Below are 23,638 nucleotides of genomic sequence, written 5' to 3'. Positions count from 1 at the left end.
TGGGTCAACTGGTGGCACGCGACATCATGTCCCGAGCTGGCTTGAGCGATGCCAAGGCTTTAATTGGACCTACAGGTCCCTTTGGTGTGGCGGCTGCAACTGGATGCCCGCCGGGCGGGAGTCAGCGTCGATCGACGGCGGAATCAATCATGCCGGCGGCGGTTGCGCGAGCTGGGGCGCCTCGCTCTCACGATGACGCCCTCATCGACCTCCGGCTGCTCGCACCCACCGCGAGCAGCCTCATCACCACCAATGGGGCCAATTAACGGGTCGGTTCACCGGACGGCTGCACGAGGAGCGATTTGATGTGGTCCAGCGCCATGTCCAGTGCGACTTCCATCGGGGCGACGTCGTGCGCGGCGTTCGCCAGCAGGTAGCCGCCTTGTAGTGCGCCCATCAACCCCGTGGCCAATTTCTCCGGGTCGGCGTCCGGGCGCAGGAGACCACTGTCCCGCATCCGGTGCAGACCATCACTGATCAACTTTTCCCATGCCGCGAACGTCTCCGACAGCGACGATCGAGCCTGCTCATCTTGATCGGACAGCTCAAGGGCCATCGACCCGAGGCCGCACCCGTATTTGCCGTTGTTGAGTGAGTTGGCCTGGACCAGCGCGTTGCGCCACCGAACCAGCCCGGAGAACGATCTCAGTCGTTCGAGCCCCGCGCGCTCGCGCTGAAGCACGAGCGCGCCTCGATACTTGACCAAGGCGCGCACGAGTTCCTGCTTGTCGGCGAAGTGGTGGTAGAGCTGGGACTTGCTCGTCTGGCTTGCCTCGCGGATGTCGTCGAGGGTCGTCGCGTTCACTCCGCGCACGAGCATCAGCCGGTTCGCTGCGTCGAGGATCCGCTCGCGGGTCGCGATGCCCCGTTGACTGATCCTCCGCCTATTCGTCGGCGCAGCCACCTGCTCGTCGCTCATCTGTCAAGTGTATCCAGCGCGCCAGATGATCTCGTGCGAATGGGACGGTTGAGTCCATCTCGTGTCACGTCCCATTCACCCAATGCGTCGCCCCAATGACCGTGTTTCCGCACCGCCAGACATCTTTAGAGGCGGCTCTTATGGACTATTTGGTCCTATTGAAAATGGGGTTTCCGGTGTTGTACCGCGACGCCTCGGGCGCCGCACTCCGGCGAGAGCCGAGGTGGGAGACCCGGATGGGTACGGACCGGCGCGCGGACCCTGGGTCCGCGCGCCGGGGGTGTCAGGCAGTCGCCCGCTTCGGCAGCTTCCATCCCGGGCGGGGGAAGTGGCAGGTGTATCCGTTGGGGTACGTCTGCAGGTAGTTCTGGTGCTCCGGCTCGGCCTCCCAGAAGTCTCCTGCCGCGGTGACCTCGGTGACGACCTTGCCGGGCCACAGGCCCGAGGCGTCGACATCGGCGATCGTGTCCTCGGCGACCCGCTTCTGCTCGTCGCTGGTGTAGAAGATCGCCGAGCGGTAACTGAGGCCGATGTCGTTACCCTGGCGGTTCTTCGTCGACGGGTCGTGGATCTGGAAGAAGAACTCGAGCAGCGCCCGGAAGTCGGTCTTGTCGGTGTCGTAGACGACCTCGATGGACTCCGCGTGGGTGCCGTGGTTGCGGTAGGTGGCGTTCGGGACGTCGCCGCCGCTGTACCCGACGCGCGTCGACACGACGCCGGGCTGGCGGCGGAACAACTCCTCCATGCCCCAGAAGCAGCCGCCGGCGAGGATTGCCTTCTCGGTGTTCACATCGTCTCCTTGGCTGATGTCGTGCCCGTGTTGGTGTCACTCGTGAACAGGGTGCGGTACTCGCCGTACCCAGCGTTTTCCAGGTCGTCGCGGTGGATGAACCGCAGCGACGCCGAGTTGATGCAGTAACGCAGTCCGCCCTCCTCGGGGGGACCGTCAGTGAAGACGTGGCCGAGGTGGCTGTTTCCGTGCAACGAGCGGGCCTCGGTCCGGATCATTCCGTGGCTCGAGTCTTGGCGCTCCACGACGTTCGTCCTGGCGATCGGCCTGGTGAAGCTCGGCCAGCCGGAGTTGCTGTCGTACTTGTCGACAGACGCGAACAGCGGCTCGCCGGACACGACGTCGACGTAGATGCCGGGCTCATGGTTGTCCCAGTAGGCGTTGGCGAACGGTCGCTCGGTGCCGTCCTGCTGGGTTACCCGGTACTGCTCCGGGTTGAGCCGCGAAACGGCCTCCGGGTTCCTGTGGTACTGGGTCTGCTGGTGCACAGCTCTCCCTTCGTGGCCTCAGCTGCGGAGCCAGGCGGAGCGCACCTGGACTCGCAGGTACAGACAATCTCCGGGCCGGCCGTATTCCCGCAGCCGTCGTCACACTTGGACGCCAAAGTCCAAGCAGAATTCCCTCCTCGCCCGAAGAGGTCTCGTTATAACGGTCCTGAACTGCAATTACTGCGGCTGCGGCGATGACTGGACGGTCGCATACTGGACTTGACAGACCACTTTTGCCATGGCTAGGTTCGGGACGGCCGACGAGCTGGCCGACTCGCCCGTCGGCATCGAGGTCGACAGGCGTTCCCGCCGACACCCCATCGCACTCCGGTCGCTACCGGTCGGCGTGGTGTGGCACGGCGCCGAGGCGTGGCGCCGCCGGTGTTGGGAACGAACAGTGCTTCTCGTGGCAGTGCGGCGAGGGCGGAATCCAGGAGGTATCTGATGAAGGCGATCGTGGTGACCGACGAGGCCGCCGGAACGGCCGGAATGACGTTGGTGGACCGGCCTGCGCCGGAACCTGCCATCAACGACGTCGTTGTCCAGGTTCACGCGTCGGGATTTGTGCCGACCGAGCTGACGTGGCCCTCGACCTGGACCGATCGCCTCGGTCGGGACCGAACGCCGTCGGTACCCGGGCACGAACTGGCCGGAGTGGTCAGCGCACTCGGGTACGGCACGACGGGGCTGTCAGTGGGGCAGCGGGTCTTCGGCCTCACTGACTGGAGCCGAGACGGCACCCTGGCGGAGTACGTGGCGGTCGAGGCGCGCAACCTCGCACCGCTGCCCGGCGACGTCGACTTCACGGTGGGCGCGAGCCTGCCGATCTCTGGCCTGACCGCCTGGCAGGGACTCTTCGAGCACGGCCGCCTCCGGGCGGGGCAGAGCGTCCTCGTGCACGGCGCGGCCGGCGCTGTCGGTTCGATGGTGACGCAGCTCGCCCATGAGTTCGGCGCCTACGTCATCGGTACCGGGCGCGCCGCCGACCGGCAGCGGGCGCTCGACTTCGGCGCGCAGGAGTTCGTCGACCTCGAGAACGACGTCCTGGAAGACGTCGGTGGAATCGATCTGGTTTTCGACGTCATCGGCGGTGACATCGGAAAGCGGTCGGCAGGCCTGATTCGCGCCGGCGGAAGCCTGGTGTCCGTCGTCGGGCCGCCCGATGTGCGACCCGCGGACGCCCTGACGATCGACTTCGTCGTGACGTCTGATCGCGCCCAACTGGGTGAAATCGTCCAGCGGGTACGGGACGGGCGACTGCTGACGAACATCGCCAAGGTCGCGGACCTCGACGACGCCGTCGCCGCCCTCAACCCGACCGAACGGGCCACCGGCAAGACGATCATCCGCGTTCGCTCGTAAGGACTCGGGGGACAGCGGTCGGGGCGCGTTCAGGCGTGCCGACGGGTGCTCAGTGCCCTCGCTGGCCGGGGTGTGACCGGAATGTCGGGTCCAGCACGTCGGCGTACTCGGGATGAGCATCAACGAACGCTGCCGCGAACGGACACGTCACGGCAGCGGTCTTTCCCTGCCCGCGCAGCTCGTCGAGGACGCCGCCGAGAAGCCTGCTCGCCACTCCCTTCCCCCGGAACTCGGGGAACACGGATGTCGCCGACAGGATGACGCGGTCCCCGGCCGTGCTGTAGACGAGCCCTGCCGCTGTCCGGCCCCGTACCGTGGCCTCGTAGATGCCGTCCGCGCTGTTGTTGGTGATGACGAAGTCCTCCGCGTCAGCCGGGCCGGCGGGCGGCAGGGTCGAGTCGCCCGAGTCCTGCTCGGCGCTGGTCAACGCGATCATGTCTTCGGCGTTGTTCGCCACAATGTCTCCTGAATCCCGCTTCGTCGCGATTGTTCGAATCTCGTGCTCAGACCCGCGGCAGCGGGAGGCTGACCACGAGCGATCCACGCAGGTCTACCAGGGCCCGCGCGGTCGTGCGTACCAGGCGCATGACGACGTCCCCGCAGCCGGGGCAGCGGGCCACCAGGCCGGGCGCCCGGTCGAAGACGCGCATCGCGGCCAGCGGACGGGTCATCCGGCAGCCGGCGCAGGTGAGGTCGGCAACGGTGAGGTCGGCCCCCATGATCTCGCCGAGCGGGCCGGCGAGGGCGTTACCGTCCACCCAGTGTGGGTCGTCTGCTCCGACGGTGGTGGTCGACATGATCATCCTTTGGTGGGTCCGAAGCGTTCGGTGCGGATGGTCGCCGGGTTGTGGCCGATGGTGACGAGAAGGTCGGCCACGGTCTCGACGAATCCGGTGGGCCCGCAGACGAACGCGACGGCGTGGGCGTCGTGGGGCCACGCGACGCGGGCCAGGGTGTCCGCGTCCAGTCGTCGAGGTGGGGCCGGCCAGCCGGCGGGCGCCACCCGGGTGTAGACGTGGGTGACGGCGACAAGATCGCCTCCTGCGGCTTCTGCACTCGCGAGATCAGCCGTGAACAGCGCATCCGACGGGGACCGGGTCGAGTAGAGCAGCCTGGTCGGAGCCGTCGCCGCCCGCACCATCGACATCAGCGGCGCCACGCCGGATCCGCCGCCGATCAACAACGCCGGGCGCGGATCGGTGGGTCGGCGCACGAACCAGCCGCCGACCGGCCCACGGATCTCGAGTTGGTCACCCGGTTCCGCGACGTCGACGAGGTGCGGCGAGACCTCACCGTCGGCCACCGTCTGAACTGTCACCTCAAACCGGTCGGGCAGCGGGGCGGATGAGATCGAGTAGCTGCGCTGCGCCGTGTAACCGTCGGGAGCCGTCAACCGGACGTCGACGTGCTGGCCCGGCACGTGACCCACCCAGCCGTCGACGTCGAGGACCACCGTCCGCGCCGTCGCGGTCTCCGCCCTGGCGCCCGCGACGGTCGCCGGCCGCCAGGTCAGTCCGCCAGGTAGCGTTGCTCGCGCCACGGGTCACCGTAGTTGTGGTAGCCGGCCGTCTCCCAGAACCCAGGCTCATCGTCGTGACGTAGTTCCAGGGCGCGCAGCCACTTCGCGCTCTTCCAGAAGTACAGGTGCGGAACGAGGAGGCGGGCCGGACCGCCGTGCACCGCAGCCAGCGGCTCGCCGTCGAACTCGTACGCCACCCAGGCCTGGCCGTCGAGAAGGTCCTCGAGCGGAATGTTCGTGGTGTAGCCGCCGTAGGAGTGGGCGACGACGTACTCGGCCGAGGATTCGACATCGGCCAGCAACGTGTCCACCGAGACGCCCCGCCAGCGCGTGCCGAGCTTCGACCAGTGCGTGACGCAGTGGATGTCGACGGTTGTCTCGTCGGCAGGAAGGGCGGTGAACTCCGCCCATGACCACGTGCTCCGCTCGCCAATCTCGGTGATGACGGCGAGCTCCCACGTGTCGAGCCCGATGCGGGGCGTGGGCCCCGCCGACAGCACCGGAAAGTCGTCAGTGTGGTACTGGCCGGGCGGAAGATCGGTGTCATCGCGTCGGCGGCCACCGAAACCGCGTGAAATCACTGCCATGCGCCCCTCCCAGAGCAGCGGCCGCATGATCGCGACATCAGTAATTGGACCATCTCGTCCATGGTAAGCCGACGTGCTGGCTGGCGGCAAACGCTGCTCACCGTCGGCGAGTGCGCCCAACAGTGATTGCCGTCCGACACGGCGGCGCAGGTGGTCCGACGGGCCTCGCCGCACTGGCGACTTGATGGACCAGATCGTCCATGTGCTCGCGGCCGGTCGGCAGAAGAAGTCAAGCGGCGGCGGGGGTGCGCGGAATGCTCGCACCAGGGACGACAACGCCCGCCGATCAGGATTCCTCTCTGCTGCCCAACTGGCGCTGCGCCCGCTCGGCGATCTCGCCGGAGGCCCTGCCCATCATCGACCTGGCCCGGCCGAAGGCCGCCACACCGAACCGGCTGGCGACGCCCACACCCTCCGCCCCGGTCTCCAGAACCTTCTCTCCCACCCCGGTTCCGGTGTCGAGGACCTTGTCGCGTACCTCGGTCCCCGTTTCGAGGACCTTGTCACGCACTTCCACGGCGGCGTCCAGCCACCGCCTGGCATCCCACGACCGTCGGTCGCGTTCGAGGCCGAGCCGCCCGTGAAAGTCGACGACGGTGGTCGCCACGTGGTTGGTCGAGTGCACCACGGCACGGGATGTGCTCGGGTTCAGCAGCACCTTCGCGTTGGCGGTGCCGGCGGCAGCGTCCATCCGGGACAACAGGCGCGAGGTGCTGCGCGAGATGAGGTCGAGGCGGTTGCGGCGGGCGGCCCGGATGGCGACGCGATGCTCCTCCAGCTCTCCCGGGGACGTGTCCAGCACCCGGTCGAGTTCGAGCACGGCGACCGCGTCCTGGAGTTGGAAGCAGCGGGCCAAAACGGCGAGCCACTCCTGAACCTTGCTCTCGGCCTCCTTGGCCGTCTTGGCCAGGTCGCCAACCTTGGTCTGGGTCTCCAGCTTCTCGGCGATGGCGTCGAGCTGCCGCAACGCGTACACCTGGGTCCGGGCCAGCGGCACCGGCGTGGCCTGCACCTTCGACCAGGTGACCTCGGAGACCCGGCCCACCTGCTCGCGGATGGTCAGGGCTTCGTCGATGACGAACTCCACCCCGATCATGTCCGCCACCACGGCGTCGGTCTGCGCGCGCAGCACGGCGTCGACCTTCGCGTCGATCACGGCGAGATAGTCGGTGATCTCCTCCATGGTCTGTTGCATCGCGAGCTGCGCCATGAGTCCGGCGGCGCCGGTCAGGATCGCCGGGTTGGTCAGCATCGCGCTGGGGGTCCGAACCACTTCGAGCAGACCGGTGATCTTGCCGTGGTCGGTCAGTACGGCCCGGCTGACACCGCTCTCCGAGCCCGTCATGAGGTTGTACTTCTTCATCGCCTCGGTGGACTCCGCGGTCAACCGGACCCAGCGGCCGGAATGGTCGGCGATCTCGGCGCCGCCCTTGGCGATGGTGGATCCGGTACGGAGGGTGGAGCTGAGTCGCTGCAGCCCGAGGTCTTTCGACGGCAGTCGCTCCGCGGTGAGGAAACGATCGACAGCCGCCGGATGCCCGATGACCGCCAGGCCATCGCCGTCGCTGATCAGTTGGATGGCGTTGTCCACCGTCGGCTCCTTGAGGCGTGGCACGGATTGGCCTCACGCTACCGCCGGCGTCGTCGGCCTCACCATGGTCCGCTCGTCTCGATGATCTCGGGATCGGAGGATGTCGTACCGCCGCCCGTCCGGTGGCCAGTTCGTTCAGCGGCGGTGAAGGTGGCGCAGTGAAGAGGTGCGCGGTGCGTTTTTCGTGGGCGGGATCGCCTGCGACTTTCCCTCCGTTCGTGCCGCGTCTGCATGTTGCGGATCGCATGTTGAACGCCGACGACCGCCGGTCAATTCTGGGCGCGGCATTGCGGCCATTTGTCCGCAGTGGGAACCCGCGCCGATGGTTCACCAAGTGGGACGGGCGTCAGGGTGAAGGCGAAGGCAGGAATATGACCGCTTAGGGTGATTCACCATAGCCGGCCATGATCGTGGTGATATCAGATTAGACGTGGCCGTACGCGGGATTGACCAGGTGCCCGGGTGGTCACAGCGCAGTCCGGCAGCCGTCGCGGGTCGTTGACGGTCGTAGCCCGAGACCGGCAGGTCGCGGGCGATGTAGGGGTTTCCGGGATATTGTTCCGCGCTTCTGGCCACCGGTCCTTTTCTGCGGCTTGTGAGGTGATGTCGGAAAGAACCTGCACCGCGACGCCAACTGTTGGAATGGGAGTGGCTGGCATCGGTATGTCTCGACATTCGGCGGTGCTTCGGTATAGTGCGATCAATTCCCCTTGAGTGTGCCGGAAGGCGTCTGGTCTGCGTGATGACACCTGGGCTGGAAAGCGCATCATTGAGCCCGCGCTTCGTTGGGCGGCGGCCACAGTTGGCGCGTATCGGGAGAGCCAAGGCGACTGTGCTGAGCCGACGGTGGCAAATGGTGTGCGAGGTGGTCGGAGAGCCGGGCATCGGCAAGACCCGGTTCGTCCACGAGGCTCTGCAGCGGTGCGGGCCCACCATCCCCTGGGCCGTCGGGACCTGTTCGCCGGACGAACGAGGAGTTCCGTTCCATGTGTTCCGACACGCCTTCACCGAGGGGCAGTCACTTCGCCACGAGGTGCGTGCCGGGCAGCCCACCGAGGCGACCTGGGCGGAGTCGGTCGCGGCGGTGCCGGCCGCGCCGGCGCGGGCGTCGGACGCCCGGCGGTTCCGGACGTACCAGCTGGCCCGCCGGCTGATCGGTCTGGCGGCCCGGGACGGTCTGGTGCTGGTCCTCGACGACCTGCACTGGGCGGACGCCTCCTCCACCGGTCTGATCGCCCACCTGCTGCGATACCCGGTGCCCGCGCCGCTGCTGCTCGTCCTGGTCTACCGACCGCGGCAGATGGCGACGCCGATGCCTTTCGGGCCACCGGTTCCCGCCGAGCACGCCGACGCGGAACCGACGTCACACGATCGGATCGAACTGCACCCGCTCAGCGTCGCCGAGGTCGGGCTCCTGCACCCCCACGTCGACCAGGTGGAGCTGCGCGCCCGGTACGACCTGAGCGGTGGCAACCCCGGTTACCTCGCGGTGCTGCCCAGCGGCCCCACCTCGACCAGCGCGGACCCGATCCGGGAAGCACAGGGCGCCCGGCTGGCCGACGCGGCGGTGGCCGTGCTGCGCCGCGAGTGGGTGGACCTGCCCCCCGCCGAGCTGGCCTGCCTGCGGGCCGGGGCGATCGTCGACGCGCCCTTCACCACGGACCTGCTCGCCGAGGTCGCGCAGGTCCCGCCGCCAGTGGCGGTCGAGGCCAGCTGGCGGTTGGCCCGGCTGGACCTGATCCGCCGCGTACCCGGAACGGGACGGTTCGCCTTCCGACACCCGGTGCTGCGGATGGCGGTCGCTCAGGACACCGACCCGGCGTGGCAGGTGAAGGCGTGTGTGCGCGCGCTCACCGCGCTCGTCGAACTGGGCGCGCCACCAACGGACCGGGCCCGCTACGCGGAACGCCTGCTCTCCCTGCCGAACGGTGGCTGGGTCGACCGCTGCGTCACCGTGCTCTGCCGGGCCGCGCAGGAGGTCCGGCGCGAGACGCCGGACCTGGCCATCCGCTGGCTGCGGCTGGCGCTGTGTGCGTTACGGCCGACGGCCGGGCTCACCCAACGTCGCCAGGACGTGTCGCTCGCGCTGGCCCAGATCACCGGGGAGGCGGGCGATCTGGCCGAGAGCAGGGCCCTGCTCCAGGAGATCGTGCCGCTGTTCCCCGTCGACGCGGACGGGCGGCGGGCGCGGGCGGTGGCTCTCTGGGCGCGGGTGGAACGTCTGCTCGGCAACTACGCGGAGGCGTCGGCCATCAGTCGGCGGGAACTGGCCGCCCTGCCAGCGGGTGCCAGACCCGCCGGCGGTTACCGACTCGCCACCGAGATCGGCGTCGCCGGCATCCTGGCCGGGCACCCCGTGACCGGGGTGCCCGACATGCTCAGTGGAGACCTCGGCGGTTCCGGAGCGGACCGGGCCAGCCTGCTGGCCGTCAGCAGTCTGGCCGCCGCCCACGACGGCGCGCTCGACGACGCCCGGGGCCTGCTCGATGCCGGTGCCCGGATCGTCGACGCGCTGCCGGACCGGGACATGCGCGACCACCCCGACTGCTTCACCGCGCTCGGTCTGAGCGAGCTGTACCTCGAACGGCAGGCCGATGCCGCACGACACCTCGACCGCGGGCTGACGCTCGTCCGCGCCTCGCACCGCGACGACGGGCTGTGCCAGCTGCTGCTCGGACGTAGCCAGGTGGCCTACCACGGCGGGCAGCTGACCACCGCCATCGCACTGGCCACCGAGGCCGGCATCGTTGCCCGGCGCATCGGCAGTCACCACCTGCTGAGCTTCGCCCTGGCGTTCGAGGCCGAGGCGACGGCGTGGCGGGGTGGGCTTCGGGACGACGACCGGGCGGTGGCGCTGGCCCGAAGCGCCGTCGGCATCGCCACCGACCTCAGCACCTGGTGTGGTCGTACCGCCGCGACGGCGTTGGCGACCGCGGCGCTGCTGTCGGGAGATCCGGCGACCTGTGCCGAGCTGGTGCTCTCGGCCGGCGGCGACAGCCGACTCAGCCGGCTCCAGACGTCCCTGCGGCCCCGGTGGTACGAACTGCTGTGCGCCGCCGCGCTCGCCGCCGGCGAGATGGCCGACGCCGAGCGGCAGGCGCGGCTGGCAATGACAGAGGCGGACCAGGTGGGTCTGCGTGGGCAGCGGGGCTTCGCCGAGTCGGCGTACGGCGAGGTGCTGCTCGCCCGCGGCGAGTTCCGGGCGGCGCTGCCGCACCTGCAGACCGCTGCCGACCTGTTCCGTACCGGCGGGATGGTGCTGCGGCGCAGCCTTGCGCTGGCCTCCCTGGCCCGGGCGGCGGAAGCCGCCGACCAGACCGGCCTGGCGGCGCGGGCCCGCCGCCGGGCGTTGGAACTGGCCGGGTGGTGCGCAACGGAACGGGTCGGCCTGCGACTGGCCCGTCCGGTCGGTCCGCGCGAGGTCGCCGCCCTGACCGACCGGGAGTGGCACATCGCCCGGCTGGCGGCGACCGGGGCCACCAGCCGACTGATCGGTCGGCAGCTGAACATCAGCCCCCGCACGGTGGAGGCGCACCTGACCCGCATCTACCGCAAGGCGGGCGTCGCCTCCCGATCGGCTCTGGTCGCCTGGGTCGCTCGGCTCGATGACACCGATCGGTGACCACGGCCCGGGCCGGATGACGTCGTTTCGTGCAACGTCGACAGGCCGGGCAGCACGAGGCAGCGCCGCCGCCGTCGTAGCCCGACAGCCGCTCACATACTCGACTGCATCCGGTGCGATTCCCGTGCGCCGGTGGTGGATGGAGGACGAGATGCTGCGCAGAAGGTCCGTCAGGAACCCGCGTACCCTCGCCGCGCCGGTGCCGGCGATCCCGTTCGCCGCCGCCACGGTGGCGCTGCTGGTGCTGACCGGCTGTGGTGGCGAGCCGGTGGACGCGGCCACCCCGGCGCCCCACGGCTCGGCCGCGTTCGGTCGGGACCGGGCCGCGCTGCTGCTCACCGCCTTCGACCAGGCAGACTCGGCCGCCTCGGTGGCCGGTGACGTCGAGGCGCTGCGGACCCAGGAGGTGTCGCCCTCGCTGGACCTCAGCATCGCCGCGGTGCGGCGGGCCGAGTACAACCAGCGTCCGCAACCGTCCTTTCAGCACATCAACCCGGCCTTCGCGGTGCCACCCGGCGAACCGTCCTGTTTCCTCGCCACCGCCACGCTGCGGCTGACCGGATCGGAGCTGGCTCCCACCGATGTGAGCCAGTTCGTGCGCGGTGCCGATGGCCAGTGGAAGCTCAGCCACAACGTTCAGGTCACCCAACCCTCGCTGGTGGTGGCCCGCAGCCTTGACGGCCGACCGGCCACCGCGGGCGGCGCCGCCCTGGACGAGACCAGTCGCCGGGCCCTCGCCGCCGAGGTGTTCGCCCGCAGCATCGGGTCCACGACGGGCAACCGTTCCCTCGTCGCGTCGAGTCCGCTGCTCGACGGCCAGTTCGCCGGCGGTTGGGAGGTGTACGGGCAGCAGCTCGCCGGTGTCGGCGGAGCGGTGCGACGGACGATGGACCGGGCCGAGTGGTCCGACTGCGCGGTCGCCGTGCCGACCGGCACGCTCACCTTTCTGACGATCCACGCCACCGACACGCTGCGTCCGGCGCCGGGCGGCCCGGCGACCGTCCGACTGGAGGCGCAGAGCCCGGACCTGATCGCCACCGGTCATCGCACGGCGGTCAGCGGAAAGTCGATCCGGGTCACCCGGGTGGAGACCTTCGCGCTGCTCGTGCCGGCGCAGACCGTCGGCACCTCGGTGCTGGGGCTCAACGACACCGCGTTGACAGTCACCGCCGGCTGACCCCGCCGCCCCGCAGCCACGGCACCGGCGACGGCAGAAACCGGTGGCATCGCTCGGATCGGGGCGCACCGGACCGCGACGATGGCAGCAGCCGTGATCAGAGCGGGCCCCGCTCGGTCCGGTCACCAGGCCCGGGAGGAACCCAGATGTGGCGTCCGCGCTTCCGAACGGACTACGTGCCGGTGCGGCTGCCCGACGGCCCGCTGGTGGTGCTGGGGGAGACTCGCAGCCTGCTCATCGACGACCCGGTCGCCGCGGACCTGGCGGACCAGCTCGACGGTGCCGCGCCGCTGGCCGACGTGGTGGCCCGGTTGGCCACCCGGCACCCGGTCGCCGCCGTCGCCGCGGCCCTCGCCCGGCTGCGCGACCACGGCCTGCTGGTGTCCGGTCCGGCGCACACCACGCCGGCCGAGGCCGCAGGCTGGGACGCCCGGGGTGTCCCGCCCGACGCCGCACGACGGTGGATGGCCGGGGGAGCGGTCACCATCGTGGACCTGGGCGCGCCCCGGGTGGCCGAGACCGCCGACGCCCTGCGCGCCCTCGGGCTCGCCCCGACGGTCGTCGGGCCGGACGCGCCGGACCCCGGCGCGGCCACCGACCAGGTGTTGGTGCTGCCGTCGTCGATGCTCGACCCGCGGCTGGCGCTGATCAACGACCGGCACCTCGCCGCCGGTCGCGCGTGGACCCTGGCCCGGCCACACGGCAACGTCGTCTTCCTCGGCCCGCACCTCGTGCCGGGCCGCACCGGCTGCTGGGCCTGCCTGCGGCAACGCTGGCAGGAGAACGAACAGGTGAACGCCTTCCTCGACGGGCAGGACCTGGCCGGTCCGCTGCCGCAGCCCGGCCGTGCGGTACTGCCCGGTCTGGCCACCATGGCGGCCGGGCTGCTCGCCGCCGAACTCGCGGTGCTCGCCGTCCGGGGCGCGTCGCCCCGCCTCACCGGCCGGATGGTCGCCCTGGACACCCGGGACCTGAGCACGGAGAGCCACCAACTGGTACGCCAGCCGCAGTGCCCCGCCTGCGGCGACCCGGACCTCGTCCGCAAGGCCGATGCGCGGATCGACCTGCCACCGAGCGGCGCCCAGCCCAGCCGGACCGTCGACTCCCGCACCGGGCAACCCGCCGAGGCGTACGCCGCGCTCGTCCACCACGTCAGCCGGTACCTGGGCGTGGTCAGCCGGCTGACCCCGCTGGAGGCGACCGACAACGGCGTCACCCACACCTACTCGGCCGGGCACAACTTCGCCCAGCCCCGCCAGCTCGCCGCGTTGCGCCGCAACCTGCGCGGGCAGAGCGGCGGCAAGGGCCGGACCGACCTGCAGGCCCGGATGAGCGCGCTCGGGGAGGCGGTGGAGCGCTACTGCGGGGTGTGGCGCGGCGACCGGCCCGTACACCGGGCGACCTACCGGCAGCTCGGCCCGGACCGCGCGGTGCACCTGCGGGAGCTGCTGCTGTTCTCGGAACGCCAGTACGCCGACCGGGAGCGGCTCAACCGCGACCTGGGGCACCTGCACCGTGTTCCCCGCCCGCTGCCCGACGAGGTGGAGCTGGACTGGACCACGGGTTGGTCGCTGACCCGTCAGACACCGCGCGAGCTGCCCGCAGCGCACTGCTGGTACGGGCATCCGGAGCTGACCGGGCTGGGGGTGTGCTCGGCCGACTCGAACGGCTGCGCGGCCGGCGGCAACCTGTCCGACGCGATCCTGCAGGGCTTCTGCGAACTCGTGGAGCGAGACAGCGTGGCCCTGTGGTGGTACCACCGCTCCCGGATGCCCGGGGTGGACCTGACCTCGTTCGCCGACCCGTGGACGGCCGCCTGCGTCGACCATCACGCCACCGCCCTCGGCCGCGAACTGTGGGCCCTCGACCTGACCGCCGACCTGGGCGTACCCACGTTCGCGGCGGTGTCCCGTCGCGTCGACCGGGGGCCGGAGGACGTCCTGGTCGGCTTCGGCGCGCACCTGGACGCGCGGGTCGCGCTGACTCGGGCGCTGACCGAGGTGAACCAGTTCCTGCCCGCCGTCGCCGGCCCCGGGCGCAACCGGTACGGGGTCGACGACCCGGACACCGCGCGCTGGTTCGGCACCGTGCGGGTGGCCGAGCAGCAGTGGCTGGCCCCGGATCCCAGCCGGCCGCCGCGCACCGCGGCGGACCACCCGCCGCTGACCACCGGCGACGTCGGGGACGACGTGCGGTGGTGCGTACGCCGGGCCGAGCAGGCCGGCCTGGAGGTGATCGTCGTCGACCAGTCCCGACCGGACGTCGATCTGGCGGTGGTGAAAGTCGTCGTTCCGGGCCTGCGGCACTTCTGGCGTCGACTCGGTCCCGGCCGGCTGTGGGACGTGCCGGCCCACCTTGCCCGGAGCCCACTGGCCGTCGACGAGACGTCGGCCAATCCGCTGAACGTCTTCTTCTAGCCGGTGATCCCGGGCCCACCGGGACCGCGGGAAGGATGTGGGGATGACCACCGTCATGGACCCGGTCGGTCGGCGACCGTCATGAGCGGCTCCGTCGGCGGTCCGCCGATACAGGAGTCGTACCGGCTGCGCCGTGACGCGGAGCTGCGGATCGGTGCGGACGGCGCGCTGACGCTGCGGCAGACCCGTTTCCAGCTCAGCCTGGAGCAACCGGGCATGGGCCGGCGGGCGCTGCTGCTGCGGCTCGCCGCCGACTGGGTCAACGACGTCGAGGTCGGCCGGCTGATCAGCGGCCTGGAGGGGGAGAACCGGGTGTTGCCCGCGCAGCTGCTGCTGCGCCGGTTGCTCGCCCACTCCTGGTTGGAGCGCCGCGTCCAGGTCGACGATCGGCCGCTGCTCGACCTGGTGCCCACCGGCCTGGGCCGGGGCAGTCTGCCGGAGACGCGCCCGCACACCCCGGGGGTCCGCTACCGGCTCTCCCGCTTCGCCACCCTCCAGCACGACCGGGACATGCTGGTGGCCGCGTCGGCGCTGAGCACCCTCGTCGTCGGCTGCGCCGACGCCGCCCTCGGCGCGGTGCTGGCCGCCGCCGCGCCGGGCGTCGGACCCGACGTGGTGGCCCGCACGCTCGGCGTGCCGCCGGATGTCGCCGGCCGGGTGCTCGACGAGTTGACCACCGCCCGGGTCCTGGTCACCGACGCCGAGTTCGAGGCGGAATGCGACGAGGCGCCGCTGGCCTACTGGTCGCCGGAGGAGCTGCGGCTGCACCACCGCTCCCGCGCCGGCCGGCACGCGCTGCCGGTGGGCGGCACCTACCGGATGCGGGAGCGCTTCACCCCGCAACCGCTGCGCCGCCCGTACGACGGGAGTCGGGCGGTCGAGCTGCCGCTGCCGGACCTGGCGACGATCGCCAAGGAGGAACCCTCGTTCAGTCAGGTCGTCGCGGACCGGCGCAGCGTGCGCGAACACGACGACGCGGCACCGCTGCCGCTGGAACGGCTGGCGGAGTTCCTGTACCGGTCGCAGCACACCACCGCCGTCGGCGAGGCCGGCGGGCAGGAGGTCGGCCACCGGCCCTACCCGGGTGGTGGCGGCGTCTACGAACTGGAGATCTATCCGCTGGTGGCGCGCTGCGCCGGGCTCGATCCCGGGCTCTACCACTACGACCCGGTGGGGCACCGGCTGGAGCCGGTCGCCGCCTGGGGGACGGCCGCCGACCGGCTGCTGGCGTACGCCCGGGCGTCCGGGGCCCTGCCCCGGCCGCCGCAGACGGTCCTGGTCGTCACCGCCCGCGTGCAGCGGCTCATGTGGAAGTACGAAGGGATGAGCTACGCCATGATTCTCAAGGACGCGGGTGTGCTGACCCAGCAGATGTATCTCGTCGCCACCGCCATGGGGCTGGCGCCGTGCGCCCTCGGCGCCGGGGACTCGCAGGCCTTCGCCGAGCTGTCCGGGCTCGACCCGCTGGTCGAGCCCAGCGTGGCCGACTTCCTGCTCGGCTCGCGTCGCGCCACCGGCCCGGCCGCCGGGGAGGGCCGGCCATGAAGTTCCGGCGGCAGGCGCTGCGCCAGTTGGAGGCGCCCGAGCAACTGGACCGGGCGGTCCGGCTGACCACGGTGCCGAACTGGCTGGCCACCACCGCTCTGGTCATCGTCGTGGTCGCCGCGGGTGTCTGGTCGGTACGCACTGTGGTGCCCCGGACCGTCGAGGCGGCCGGGGTGCTGATCCACTCGAACGGGATCTCCGCGCTCGATGCGCTCGACGCCGGCCAGGTGACCAAGGTGTGGGCGGCACCGCACCAGCGGGTGCCGAAGGGCACGCCTCTCTACAGCCTGCGCACGGCCGACGGCAAGGTACGGGTGGAGACGGCGCCGGGTGACGCGTACGTCGTCGCCTGGCTGGTCTCCGAAGGCGAGATCGTCACCCCCGGGACTCACCTGGCCGACCTGGAACGGCTCGACGCCGCCGGGGACGCGTTGCAGGCCGTCGTCTACGCCCCCGCCGTCGCCGCGCCGCTGCTGCAACCCGGCGTCTCCGTCGAGGTGGCCGCCGCGGCCGCGCCGCGCAACGTGTTCGGCACCCTGGCCGGCCAGGTCACCACTGTCGGTGCCTTCCCGGAGACCGAGGCCTCGCTGCGCGCCTTTCTGGGCACCGGGCCGGACGTCCGGCGACTGCTCGCCCGCGGCAGCGTGGTACGGGTGACGGTGGCCCTGGAACCGGACCCGGCCGCCCCGGGCGGCCTGCGCTGGACCAAGTCCCCACCGCCGTTCCAGCTCAACTCGGCCAGCGAGGTCACCGCCTGGTTCACAGTGGACCGGGAACACCCGATCGACTGGTTGCTGCGGCGATGAGCGCGCCGACGACAGCCGCCAGCGGCACACCGCAGCTGCCCAGGATCCGGCGTCGCCGGGTCCGCACGCCCGCCCTGATCCAGATGGAGGCGGTGGAGTGCGGTGCCGCCGCGCTGGGGATCCTGCTCGCGCACCACGGTCGGCACGTGCCCCTGGAGGAGCTGCGCCGGGTGTGCGGGGTCAGCCGGGACGGCTCCACCGCGGCCACCGTGCTCAAGGGGGCCCGCCGGTACGGGATGGTGGCCAAGGGTTTCCAGATGGACCTGGCCGGCCTGGCCACCGTGGCGCTGCCGGCGGTGCTGTTCTGGCGGTTCGAGCACTTCGTGGTGCTGGAAGGGCTCGGCCGTAAGGTCCACATCAACGATCCGGCCACCGGCCCCCGTGCGGTGAGCTGGGAGGAGTTCGACGCCGCCTTCACCGGCATCGTGCTCACCATGGAGCCCGGCCCGCAGTTCCAGCCCGGCGGCACCCGCTACCGGCTGGTGCGGGCGCTGGCGCAGCGGTGGCGCGGCCCGGGCTCGGCGATCGCGCAGATGCTGCTGCTGGGCCTGCTGATCGCCGTGGTCGGTCTGACCATCCCGGTGATGGCCAAGGTCTTCGTCGACCGGGTGCTGCTGCAGGAGGATCGGGCCGCGTTCGCCGGCCTGGTGGCGGCGGTGGCGGTGGCCACCGTGCTGACCTTCCTGGCCAGCCTGCTGCAGCAACGCCTGACCGTACGCGCGGAGACGGCGCTCGCCCTCGCCAGCGCCGCCAGGTTCTTCCGACATCTGCTGCGGCTGCCGCCGACCTTCTTCGACCAGCGGCAGGCCGCCGACCTCAGCCAGCGGGTCCGCGGCAACGAGGTGGTCGCCGAGGTGCTCACCCGCCGGACGGCCACCACCGTGGTGGACACCGGCCTGGTGCTGGCGTACGGGGCTCTGCTCTGCCAGTACGACCTGCTGCTCGGACTGTGCGCGGTGGTCCTCGCCGGGCTGAACGTCAGCGTGCTGCGCTACGTCGCCTCGACCCGGTCCACCGCCGTCGTCGGCCTGCAGGCGGACCGCAGCAAGTTGGTCACCACCGTGTACACCACGGTTCAGATGATCGAGACGGTGAAGGCCGGCGGCGAGGAGGAACGGGCGGTGGCCCGGTTCGCCGCGCGCCATGCCACCGTCGCCACCCGTCAGCAACGGCTGGGGGTGCCCACCGCGGTGCTCTCGGTCCTGCCGGCGCTGCTCGCCTCGGCGACCACGGCGGTGCTGTTGGGGTTGGGCAGCCGGCAGGTGGTGGCCGAGTCGATGAGCGTCGGTGTGCTGGTCGGCATGCAGAGCCTGGCGGCGGCGATGAACCGCCCGCTGGGCAATCTGACCGCGCTGGGTTCCCGGTTGCAGGACATGAGCGCCGACCTCAACCGGCTGCGTGACGTGGAGCGCTACCCACTGCCCACGGTCCAGGACCGACCCGCCGGTCCGGTGGCCCCGATGGAGGGGCACCTGCGCATCGACGGGGTCACCTTCGGCTACAACCCGTTGGGCCGTCCACTGCTGGAGAACTTCAGCCTGGACCTGCCGCCGGGTGCCCGGGTGGCGCTCGTCGGGCGGTCGGGCAGCGGCAAGTCGACGGTCGGCAGGCTGGTCGCCGGGCTCTACCGGCCCTGGACCGGGCGGGTCACGGTGGACGGTCTGGAGCGGGCCGCCGCCGACGACGGTCTCTGGGCGGCCACCGTCGCCATGGTGGACCAGGACCAACGCCTGTTCGAGGGGACGGTGCGGGACAACGTCACCATGTGGGACCTCACTGTCGCCGATGACGACGTCGTCACCGCGCTGACCGACGCGTGCCTCTACGACGAGGTTGCGGCCCGCCCGGGTGGTCTCGGCAGCCCGGTGCGGGAGAACGCCCGCAACTTCTCGGGTGGGCAGCGGCAGCGGCTGGAGATCGCCCGAGCGCTCGTACGCAACCCCCGGGTGCTGGTGCTGGACGAGGCCACCAGCGCGCTGGACGCCGAGACCGAACGCCGGATCGACCTGCACCTGCGTCGGCGCGGGGCCACCTGCCTGATCGTGGCCCACCGCCTGTCCACGGTCCGCGACTGCGACCTGATCGTCGTGCTGGACGGCGGCCGGGAAGTGGAGCGCGGCACCCACGAGCAGCTCGTCGCCCAGGACGGGGCGTACGCGCGCCTCGTCCGCGACCACTGACCACGACGATCCGAGGAGACGCTGATGAGTGGCGCGGTGGAGGATGCCCCGGCCGGTGGCCTGAGCGCTTTCTGCTCGGACGGCGTACGCCAGGTGTGTCGCCTGGACGGCCCGGCGGCGGGCTGGCTGGTCACCGGCGGTGAGGCCGACCTCTTCGCGGTACGCCGGGCCGGGATGAGCCCCTCGCGTCGGCACCACGTGGCCCGGCTGCCGGCGGGTGGCCTGGTGCCGACGTCCACCGCGATCGGTGCGTGGCAGTTGATCCTGGTGCCGTTGCCCGGAACGGAGCTGCGCGGGTTGTCCCGGCGTCACCTGTCGGTGCTGGAACGGCATGTTCGGCTCGGTCGGGTGGCGGACGAGGGGGCGTCGCTGCGGGCGCGGGTCGCCGCGACGGAGCTGGTGGCGGCGGTGGATCTGGTGCTGGTCGCCGTCGCTGACGCGCTGCGTCGCGGGCAGGCGCCCCGGCAGGCGTCCACCCTCCAGGGACGCGAGATCATTTCGTTGGCGCAGGGGAGTGCTGTCACCTCCACCGGCGGGGCGTGGTGGCTGCGCAGCGCCGGTGGGCAACTGCGACGCAACGACGGTGGTCCGGCGGAGATGTCGGGGGAGCGGGAGCTGCTGCTGGTCGCCGAGCGGGACTGGGTGGTGGCCGAGTCGGCGTGCGCGGTGGAGAGCCACGGCAGCTGGGACCTGCTGGTCAACGGTCAGCTCCGGTCGGCGGTGGACCAGCATGTGGCCCGGTTGCTGCGAATGGTGGAGATCCGGATCGAGGAGGCCGACGCGGCGGTGCTGGGTGCCGTGCATCGGCGTCGGGAGGCCGACGCCGCGGTGCTCGCCGCGGCGGCCCGCCGGTCGATCGGGGTGATCGGCGCCGGCGGTGCGGGCGGTGTGGTTCCGCTTCCCGACGGCGAGGCCGGCTTCGACCGGTACGGACGGGCGGCCTCGGTGCTCCGGGTGGTCACCGAGGGGATGGGCAGCCCGATCAACGAGCCGGCCGACCGCAGCCGTGCGCCGCTGGACGACCGGGCGGCGGTGCACGCGGTGACCCGCGCGTCCAGCCTGTTCCTGCGGGAGGTGCGGCTGCCGGAGCGGTGGTGGCGGCGGGACCTGGGGCCGCTGGTGGGGTGGCGGCCCGGCGACGACCCGCAGCGCGCGGTCGCGGTGCCGCTGGTGTTCCGCCGTGGCCGCTACCACCACGTCGACCCGGACACGAGGGCGTACGGCCCGGTCGACGCGACGGTGGCCGCCACGTTCGCCGCGGAGGCCACCGAGGTGCAGGCGCCGCTGCCGTCGACCGCTCGGATGCGCCACCTGCTTCGGGCCGGGCTGGTCGGTGCGTCCGGCGACGTACGGGGCCTGGTGTTCGCCGCCACCTGCGTGGCGGTGCTGGGCCTGGGCGTGCCGCTGGCCACCGGCGAGGTGCTCGGTCAACTGGCCCGGCAGGGCGAGGTGACCGGCCTTGTCGGTTTCCTCGCGCTGATGCTCAGCGCCGCGGTGGTCGCGGGGCTGGTGGGTGTGGTGCAGAACCTGCGTCTGCTGCGGTTGGACGGCCGGATGCAGTCGGGGGCGCAGCTGGCGATCTGGGACCGGCTGATGCGGCTACCGGCCCGGTTCTTCGCCGGTCGCAGCAGCGGCGAGATCGCCAACTCGATGCTGGGGATCTCGTTCGTCGGTGAGGCGTTGAGCGCGTTGCTGCCGCAGCTCGTCACGGCGGCGGCGACAGTCGCGGTGACCCTCGGCATGCTCCTGGTGGTCGAGCCGGTGCTCGGGCTCTGGGCAGCGGGGATCGTCGCCGTCACCATGCTGACCTTCGGCGGGTTCGCCGTGTTGATCGTCCACCAGCAACGGTCCGCGCTGCCGGCCGAGCACCGGGCGGCGGCGATGACCAACCAACTGCTCGGCGGCATCGTCAAGATCAAACTGGCGGCCGCCGAAACCCGCGCCCACGCGCGCTGGTCGGAGGTGGCCGCGACGGCCCGAGCGGCGCTGCAACGGGTCCGGCAGAGTCAGGCGGGCCTGGTCGCCTTCGGCACCGTGCTGCCGGTCGCCGGTCAACTGGTCCTGTTCGCCGTGCTGATGGGGCCGCTCGCCGGCCGGGTCGCGCCGGCCGACTTCTTCATCCTCAACGTCGGCTTCGCGATGCTGCTGGGCGGGCTGCTGGTGCTGGTGTCGGCCGGGGTCGAGGTGATCGCGGCGGTGCCCCGGCTGGGCAGCCTGCGGGAGATCCTGCGCGCTGACCCCGAGGCGCGGCCGGACCGGGTGGACCCGGGCGAGTTGCGCGGCGAGATCGCGCTGCGCCGGCTCACCTTCGCCTACCAGCCGGACGAGCCGCCGGTGCTCGTCGACATCGACCTGCACATCCGCCCGGGCGAGTTCGTCGCCATCGTCGGGCCGAGTGGCTGCGGGAAGTCCACACTGCTGCGGTTACTGCTCGGCTTCGAACGCCAGCAGCAGGGCGCCGTGCTCTACGACGGGCAGGACCTCTCCGAACTCGACGTGCACGCGGTCCGCAGGCAGTGCGGAGTGGTCCTGCAGGACGGTCAGCTCTTCGCCGGTTCGGTACGCGACAACATCTGCGGCGCCGGCAGCTTCGGACTCGACCAGGTCTGGGAGGCGGCGCGGATGGCCGGCCTCGCCGACGACCTGGAGGCGCTGCCGATGGGGATGAGCACGATGGTGCCGTTCGGCGGCGGGACGCTCTCCGTCGGGCAACGTCAGCGGGTGCTGATCGCCCGCGCGCTGGCCCCGCTACCCCGGATCATCTTCCTCGACGAGGCGACGAGCGCCCTCGACAACCGCACCCAGGAGGTGGTCAGCCGCAGCACCGCGGCGCTGGCCGCGACCCGGGTGGTCATCGCCCACCGGTTGTCCACGGTCCGCGCGGCGGACACCATAGTGGTCCTCGAAGCGGGGCGGATCGTCCAGCGGGGCACCTTCGACGAGTTGATGGGCGACAGTGACGGGCTGTTCCACCGGTTGGCGCGGCGGCAACTGCTCACCGAACCGGAACGCTCCGACGCCGTGCCGGAGAGCCGACAGGCGGACGGTCAGCCCGCGACCGGCTGACGGTCCGGTCAGCCGTTGTCGATGACGGTGCTGTCCTCCAGGCACACGTCCGCGTCGAGGTGGTTCTCCAGCAGTTCGGCGATGTGTGCCTCCGACTGGTTCTCCACCGCCAGTCGGAACGCCTCGGTGAGCACGTTGACCACGCCCTGGGTGAGCAACAGGGTCTCCCGGTCGAGATCGGCCCAGGACGACCGGGCGTCGCTGCGTACCAGCTCCGGAGCGAGAGTCAGCAGCCGGGCGGTGACGGCGGCGACCAGCTCGTCGGCCACCGGTCGGAGGCTGTCCAGCACCTCGCTGAGGGTCTGCAGTGCCGGTACCGTGCCCACCCGTACCCGGTGCAGGTCCAGGGCGGCGCGCAGCGGACGCGGCCGGACGGTGCGGACGGTGCCGTCGGTGGTCCGGCCGATCACGCCGTGCCGGGTCAACGCGTGGGCCAACGCGGGACGGTCGGCGGTCAGCCGTTGCAGCATCGCGGTGAGCCCGTCGGGCGCGTCGTCACTGGCCCGGACCCCGAGCATCGCCTCGATGGACACCAGGTTGAAACCCTGTCGTTGCAGGGCCAGGATCGCGTCCAGCCGGCGGACGTGGGTGTCGTCGTAGAGCGCGGCCCGACCGCGGCGCACCGGCGGGGGCAGCAGCCGCCGGGCCTGGTGGGCTCGGATGTTGCGCGGCGACATCCCCACCTTGCGGGCCAGCTCCTCCACGCTGTACCCGACCGGAGCGCCGGACGTCGTCGTCACCTCGTCGATGGTCACGGTGGCCTCCGGCAGCACTCGGTGACGGAACACGGCAACCCCGTCGAACCGCTGTCACGCTGGGCGGTCCGCCGCTCGCAGCGTAAGTGCGGGCACCGGGCGGGTGAAAGGCGAGGAATTACTACTTGTCCACAGTGGTGACAATCATTAGGATCACCATCCGCCGCAACTCGCTGATTCCCAATTACCCGGCTTTCGCCGCAGCGCGACCTTTTCGCGGCCACATTCGGTGAAATTCCCGCTCGCTGAGCCGACCGGATCCACCGGTGACCCACGATGAAGCGAAACCGGCGGCCCGGACCCTCCCGCGCTGCCTGTCGCCGCCATCGGCGGCCGACCATCGAAGGGAGCAGGGTGTGACACCTGTCGATCGAGCGGTCTTCGTGGCCGCGTACAGCCGGCTGGTCGCCGACGTCTGGGCCGACCCGGCCAAGGAGCAGGCGCTCGACCGCGACCCGCGCGGCTTCCTCGCCGGCTACGGGCTCCAACTGTCCGAGGACGTGCAGGTCCGGGTCGTCCGGGACATCACCGACGCCGATCCGGACCTGGAGGTGCAGGTCGAGTCCTGGCAACAGGCCGGCAGCACCGGCACGTTCGTGCTCTTCGTGCCGTCGCTGTTGCCGGTGGCTCAGGCGGAATTGGCCGAGGACGAACTGGACAGCGTCGTCGCCGGCCTGGACCCCAGCTGCGCCTGCTGTTGCCCGTGCTGCTGCACCTGACACCGAAGTCTGCCGCCCATTCTCCGCCACGGCAGATTCTGATGGCAGACAGCCGAGAAACATTGATTGTCGAAGCTCGATCTTCGTAGCGTTCT

The 23,638-nt window shown here is 71.3% G+C and carries 18 protein-coding genes; 9 read left to right on the top strand and 9 right to left on the bottom strand.

Annotated elements, in window-relative coordinates:
* Positions 1 to 262: 262 nt before the first annotated feature.
* The 3 genes from IF22_RS0103670 to msrB form a co-directional block, all read right to left on the bottom strand.
* Positions 263 to 919: a TetR/AcrR family transcriptional regulator gene (locus IF22_RS0103670; protein ID WP_030328377.1), complete on the bottom strand. Its 657-nt coding sequence runs from the start codon at positions 917 to 919 to the stop codon at positions 263 to 265.
* A 283-nt stretch (positions 920 to 1,202) separates the two neighbouring features.
* The gene (gene msrA, locus IF22_RS0103665) at positions 1,203 to 1,709 is read right to left on the bottom strand and encodes a peptide-methionine (S)-S-oxide reductase MsrA (RefSeq protein ID WP_030328375.1); all 507 of its coding nucleotides are present in this window, start codon (positions 1,707 to 1,709) and stop codon (positions 1,203 to 1,205) included.
* The gene (gene msrB / locus IF22_RS0103660) at positions 1,706 to 2,197 is read right to left on the bottom strand and encodes a peptide-methionine (R)-S-oxide reductase MsrB (RefSeq protein ID WP_030328373.1); all 492 of its coding nucleotides are present in this window, start codon (positions 2,195 to 2,197) and stop codon (positions 1,706 to 1,708) included. Before msrB ends, msrA begins: the two co-directional genes overlap by 4 nt.
* A 444-nt stretch (positions 2,198 to 2,641) precedes the next feature.
* On the opposite strand from msrB, the gene IF22_RS0103655 reads away from it, so the two are divergent.
* Positions 2,642 to 3,559 (top strand): alcohol dehydrogenase catalytic domain-containing protein, encoded by a 918-nt coding sequence (locus IF22_RS0103655; RefSeq protein ID WP_030328371.1) that lies wholly within the window; start codon positions 2,642 to 2,644, stop codon positions 3,557 to 3,559.
* A gap of 49 nt (positions 3,560 to 3,608) precedes the next feature.
* Here IF22_RS0103655 and IF22_RS0103650 read toward each other — a convergent pair whose 3' ends face one another.
* The 5 genes from IF22_RS0103650 to IF22_RS0103630 all read right to left on the bottom strand — a co-directional run bounded on the left by IF22_RS0103650 (position 3,609) and on the right by IF22_RS0103630 (position 7,256).
* Complete coding sequence (locus IF22_RS0103650) at positions 3,609 to 4,016, bottom strand: GNAT family N-acetyltransferase (RefSeq protein WP_051708152.1); 408 nt, start codon at positions 4,014 to 4,016, stop codon at positions 3,609 to 3,611.
* A gap of 46 nt (positions 4,017 to 4,062) precedes the next feature.
* The gene (locus tag IF22_RS0103645) at positions 4,063 to 4,356 is read right to left on the bottom strand and encodes a DUF6510 family protein (protein WP_051708151.1); all 294 of its coding nucleotides are present in this window, start codon (positions 4,354 to 4,356) and stop codon (positions 4,063 to 4,065) included.
* A gap of 2 nt (positions 4,357 to 4,358) precedes the next feature.
* Positions 4,359 to 5,099, bottom strand: a complete 741-nt coding sequence (locus IF22_RS0103640) for a ferredoxin reductase (RefSeq protein WP_030328365.1) — start codon at positions 5,097 to 5,099, stop codon at positions 4,359 to 4,361.
* On the bottom strand, positions 5,069 to 5,665 hold the full coding sequence (locus IF22_RS0103635) for a sulfite oxidase-like oxidoreductase (protein ID WP_030328363.1): 597 nt from the start codon (positions 5,663 to 5,665) through the stop codon (positions 5,069 to 5,071). The genes IF22_RS0103640 and IF22_RS0103635 overlap by 31 nt, the downstream gene beginning before the upstream one ends.
* Positions 5,666 to 5,951: 286 nt before the next feature.
* A complete protein-coding gene (locus IF22_RS0103630; RefSeq protein ID WP_030328362.1) occupies positions 5,952 to 7,256 on the bottom strand; it encodes a hypothetical protein in 1,305 nt (434 codons plus the stop codon).
* 742 nt (positions 7,257 to 7,998) lie between these two features.
* Between IF22_RS0103630 and IF22_RS0103625 the strand changes: the two genes are divergently transcribed.
* From IF22_RS0103625 to IF22_RS35570, 7 genes are all read left to right on the top strand, one after another.
* Positions 7,999 to 10,878, top strand: coding sequence for a helix-turn-helix transcriptional regulator (locus IF22_RS0103625; RefSeq protein ID WP_081883678.1), 2,880 nt, complete (start codon positions 7,999 to 8,001; stop codon positions 10,876 to 10,878).
* A gap of 151 nt (positions 10,879 to 11,029) precedes the next feature.
* Positions 11,030 to 12,055 (top strand): hypothetical protein, encoded by a 1,026-nt coding sequence (locus IF22_RS0103620; protein ID WP_156057269.1) that lies wholly within the window; start codon positions 11,030 to 11,032, stop codon positions 12,053 to 12,055.
* A gap of 146 nt (positions 12,056 to 12,201) precedes the next feature.
* On the top strand, positions 12,202 to 14,472 hold the full coding sequence (locus IF22_RS0103615) for a TOMM precursor leader peptide-binding protein (protein WP_051708150.1): 2,271 nt from the start codon (positions 12,202 to 12,204) through the stop codon (positions 14,470 to 14,472).
* 81 nt (positions 14,473 to 14,553) lie between these two features.
* Positions 14,554 to 16,017, top strand: a complete 1,464-nt coding sequence (locus IF22_RS33585; protein WP_051708149.1) for a SagB/ThcOx family dehydrogenase — start codon at positions 14,554 to 14,556, stop codon at positions 16,015 to 16,017.
* Positions 16,014 to 16,823 (top strand): HlyD family efflux transporter periplasmic adaptor subunit, encoded by an 810-nt coding sequence (locus IF22_RS0103605; RefSeq protein WP_030328351.1) that lies wholly within the window; start codon positions 16,014 to 16,016, stop codon positions 16,821 to 16,823. Before IF22_RS33585 ends, IF22_RS0103605 begins: the two co-directional genes overlap by 4 nt.
* Positions 16,820 to 19,003: an NHLP family bacteriocin export ABC transporter peptidase/permease/ATPase subunit gene (locus IF22_RS0103600; protein WP_030328348.1), complete on the top strand. Its 2,184-nt coding sequence runs from the start codon at positions 16,820 to 16,822 to the stop codon at positions 19,001 to 19,003. Before IF22_RS0103605 ends, IF22_RS0103600 begins: the two co-directional genes overlap by 4 nt.
* Before the next feature lie 24 nt (positions 19,004 to 19,027).
* A complete protein-coding gene (locus IF22_RS35570; RefSeq protein WP_209444475.1) occupies positions 19,028 to 22,069 on the top strand; it encodes an ATP-binding cassette domain-containing protein in 3,042 nt (1,013 codons plus the stop codon).
* A gap of 8 nt (positions 22,070 to 22,077) precedes the next feature.
* Here IF22_RS35570 and IF22_RS0103590 read toward each other — a convergent pair whose 3' ends face one another.
* Positions 22,078 to 22,857 carry a MerR family transcriptional regulator gene (locus IF22_RS0103590; protein WP_051708148.1) on the bottom strand — a complete coding sequence of 260 codons (780 nt, stop codon included), beginning with the start codon at positions 22,855 to 22,857 and terminating at the stop codon, positions 22,078 to 22,080.
* A 323-nt stretch (positions 22,858 to 23,180) separates the two neighbouring features.
* On the opposite strand from IF22_RS0103590, the gene IF22_RS0103585 reads away from it, so the two are divergent.
* Positions 23,181 to 23,543, top strand: coding sequence for a hypothetical protein (locus IF22_RS0103585; RefSeq protein WP_156057267.1), 363 nt, complete (start codon positions 23,181 to 23,183; stop codon positions 23,541 to 23,543).
* Positions 23,544 to 23,638 lie beyond the last annotated feature (95 nt).

Source organism: Micromonospora parva, assembly GCF_000718515.1.
GTDB classification, from domain to species: Bacteria; Actinomycetota; Actinomycetes; order Mycobacteriales; family Micromonosporaceae; genus Micromonospora; species Micromonospora parva.
This window is presented reverse-complemented; position numbering and strand designations above follow the sequence as displayed.